Annotated in this window: 3 protein-coding genes, 1 tRNA gene and 1 pseudogene; 1 reads left to right on the top strand and 4 read right to left on the bottom strand. The window is 57.6% G+C overall.

The features are described 5' to 3' along the window. Window positions 1-205 precede the first annotated feature (205 nt). Window positions 206-835 (top strand): hypothetical protein, encoded by a 630-nt coding sequence (locus tag HMPREF2935_RS00750; RefSeq protein WP_070731576.1) that lies wholly within the window; start codon window positions 206-208, stop codon window positions 833-835. 13 nt (window positions 836-848) lie between these two features. On the opposite strand, the gene HMPREF2935_RS13780 is transcribed toward HMPREF2935_RS00750, so the two are convergent. From HMPREF2935_RS13780 to HMPREF2935_RS00735, 4 genes and pseudogenes are all read right to left on the bottom strand, one after another. Further along, on the bottom strand, window positions 849-992 hold the full coding sequence (locus HMPREF2935_RS13780) for a tryptophan-rich sensory protein (RefSeq protein WP_083313149.1): 144 nt from the start codon (window positions 990-992) through the stop codon (window positions 849-851). Further along, window positions 989-1,054 (bottom strand): annotated as a pseudogene (locus HMPREF2935_RS13775) (tryptophan-rich sensory protein); the annotation flags it as partial. The pseudogene HMPREF2935_RS13775 and the gene HMPREF2935_RS13780, both read right to left, overlap by 4 nt. 586 nt (window positions 1,055-1,640) lie before the next feature. Continuing rightward, a complete protein-coding gene (locus HMPREF2935_RS13385; RefSeq protein WP_070731574.1) occupies window positions 1,641-2,162 on the bottom strand; it encodes an excalibur calcium-binding domain-containing protein in 522 nt (173 codons plus the stop codon). A gap of 93 nt (window positions 2,163-2,255) precedes the next feature. Next, window positions 2,256-2,329, bottom strand: a tRNA-Ile gene (locus HMPREF2935_RS00735). Window positions 2,330-2,537: the final 208 nt, after the last annotated feature.

Genomic DNA, 2,537 nt, shown 5'->3' with positions numbered 1-2,537 from the left:
CCCCCGACGTGTCTACTTTCCGGGGGTCAGGCCCACCAAATGGCTGTGGCCTACCCCGACCGCTTCAATAAATACCTCTAAGAAAACCAAACCCCACACAAAAACTTGACACGCTCCGCGAAGCCGAATTTAGGCAAGGAACGCACGTAAGGGAAGATTCCCCATTTTCCCGCAGTGCGCTGGGCAATCGGCTTAGATTACTCCTATGCACAAACTCTCTTCTCGCCTATTTTCCCTGTCCTTTGCAGCAACGCTTCTTCTGACCGGCTGCAGCAACAACAGCGAAGATTCTGCCCAGACACTGCCGGAAACCTCCTTTTCTCAAGCTGCCGGCGCTACGCAATCCGACGCCCGTTCAACCTCCAGCGAAAACGCGGCAAAGGAACATCAAGGTCCACAGCCAACTCTGGCCAATCGCAGTGAGGGCACCAACGCCCAAGACGCTAGCGGGGCTGCCGCAAATCCAGATACCCAGTCTGGCAGCAACACCTATCCCAACGGCGATGCCATCGCTTCAACCGACTGCTACGACTTCCCCGCAGACATCACCGTTCGCCCTGGCAGCATGAGTTCCTGTGCCTATGTAGCGGAGCTCTACAAGGCAGCCACCGCAGCGACCTACACCTACAGTCAAAGCAACCCCCATGTCACTGCCGTCCCGAAAACGACCGTGACAGTCACCAGCCCAACCACTGGCCAGACCTACAACGTCGATTGCCGCATCGGTTCCGCTGGCGACACCCTTACCTGCGAAAAAGACGGCGATCGCAACTCCGGCGCCTCATTTAGCGTAAATAGCGGGCCGTTCTGGCATGGCCGGGTCACAATCCTCTAGCGCAGTCGCAGTGCTAGTGTCTGCGATTCAATCGCGCAATCTCCGCACTGAGCTCGGTGGCAAAGCCCGTCCATGCCGCATAGGGTGCTAGCAACGCACCGCGCTCAGGTGCGGACTTCCAGGCGCGACGAACTAAATCCGCAGAGCTTGCGGTCAGCGCACCGGCCCATACAGCGCAGTCCAGACAATTGGGAACGCGATGGCCGGCGGCTGCCAGTTCGGGAGTTTGAGGCTGCGGTAGTGGCGGCTATCTCTTCCAGGTCGCGCTCCTTGGCCACAGTATTGTGCAGCAGACTGCCGATGAGCGGCTCCGCCAGGCCCGTCTTAATCGGCGTCACCAAAGCAATCCACCGAGCAGCCAACTCCGGGGTGGTCACCGGCGCGGAGAACGCCAAGCGCGGCAACAAACCTTCCGTCTTCGCGTACTCCTTCATCATGAAGGCGTATTCCAGAGTGTCCGGGCCGCCAATATCGAAAGTGCGATTCGCATCAGCTGGTAGCTCCGCCGCGCTAGCCAGGTAGAAGACCACATCGCGCACCGAAATCGGCGTAATCTCATGGCGAATCCAATCCGGACCAATAGCGCCCTGCAGACGCTCCGAGAGCTCTTCATCCGAAGGACGCAGCCCACCCAAGAACACGATGCGCCCAATTTCCTGTTCTTCTACCACCACGCTCCACCTTGTCTGGAGCACCGGCATGGCGTTCCTGCTGCCACTATTTATCAACTAGGCAGGCACGACAAGAAAGGGCACATGCTTGGCGACGCCGCGCAAATGCCTTCTCCTTAACAGTTGCCGTTTAGCTAGTTTTCACAAGCTACGCCGTCACCGTCGCGATCGAGATCGGAGCTGTAGCCAGGATCTCCCGCATAGATCGGGGCTGCACCAGCAGCACGAACCGCTGCACAGTTCGGATAGTAAGCAGCCGCTGGCGCCGGCGCTGGAGCCTGCTGTTCCTCAACAGCTGGTGCTTCCGGAGCCGGCTGTTCAACGTAGGCGCCTGCATCAGGATCGACATTTGCATCGACGCCCGCTGGTGGAGCCAAAAATGCTTCTTGTTGCTGGACGGTTTCTTCCGTTACCTGAGCCGGACTTACCTCTAGCTGTGCTGCCGGTTCCGTCGGTGAGGGGGTTCCTTCAGAAGCTGGCGTAGAAGAAGAAGTCGTGGAAGTAGCCGAGCTAGAGGAGGAAATGGTGGTCTGCGATGTCGTCGCCGTTGTCGTTGGCTCCGACGTGGGCTGAGAATCTGAATCTCCTCCACCGCAGCCTACAAGTAGTGTGGCAGCGCCCAGAGTAGTTACCATCAAACCAAGAGAGCGAGACATCGGGAGAACCTCCGAAAGAGAAGAAATAAATCTTCTTCAGATTACAAAGGCTCCCCCTGTGCGCTGGCACTTTGTGATAAGAATCCCAAAGGGTGGGGCCACCGGGGCTCGAACCCGGGACCAGCGGATTATGAGTCCGCGGCTCTAACCGACTGAGCTATAGCCCCTAATTGCATGCTGGGATGCTCACCTAGAATACATGCACGGTGTAAGACTCCCACACACGACCCTTAAACTGCCTGCCCGTTATAAAATCTCAGAATTGAATCCCCCGCCTTAAGGCATTGTTTAAGCCGAATTAACCCAGTGACACAAAGCATCTAACAGTTCCGAGCGCTCGTTGCCGTTTCGGCGTAGTTGGTAGGGGCAATCCGC

Origin of the sequence: Corynebacterium sp. HMSC076D02, from assembly GCF_001813815.1 — a bacterium.
Taxonomy (GTDB): Bacteria; Actinomycetota; Actinomycetes; order Mycobacteriales; family Mycobacteriaceae; genus Corynebacterium; species Corynebacterium simulans.
Note: the sequence above shows the minus strand (reverse complement) of the source record. Positions and strands in the feature narration are given on the sequence as shown.

Coding starts and splice junctions, on each gene's coding strand:
- HMPREF2935_RS13385 (WP_070731574.1), bottom strand. CDS start 2,162: ATGTCTCGCTCTCTTGGTTTGATGGTAACTACTCTGGGCGCTGCCACA.
- HMPREF2935_RS00750 (WP_070731576.1), top strand. CDS start 206: ATGCACAAACTCTCTTCTCGCCTATTTTCCCTGTCCTTTGCAGCAACG.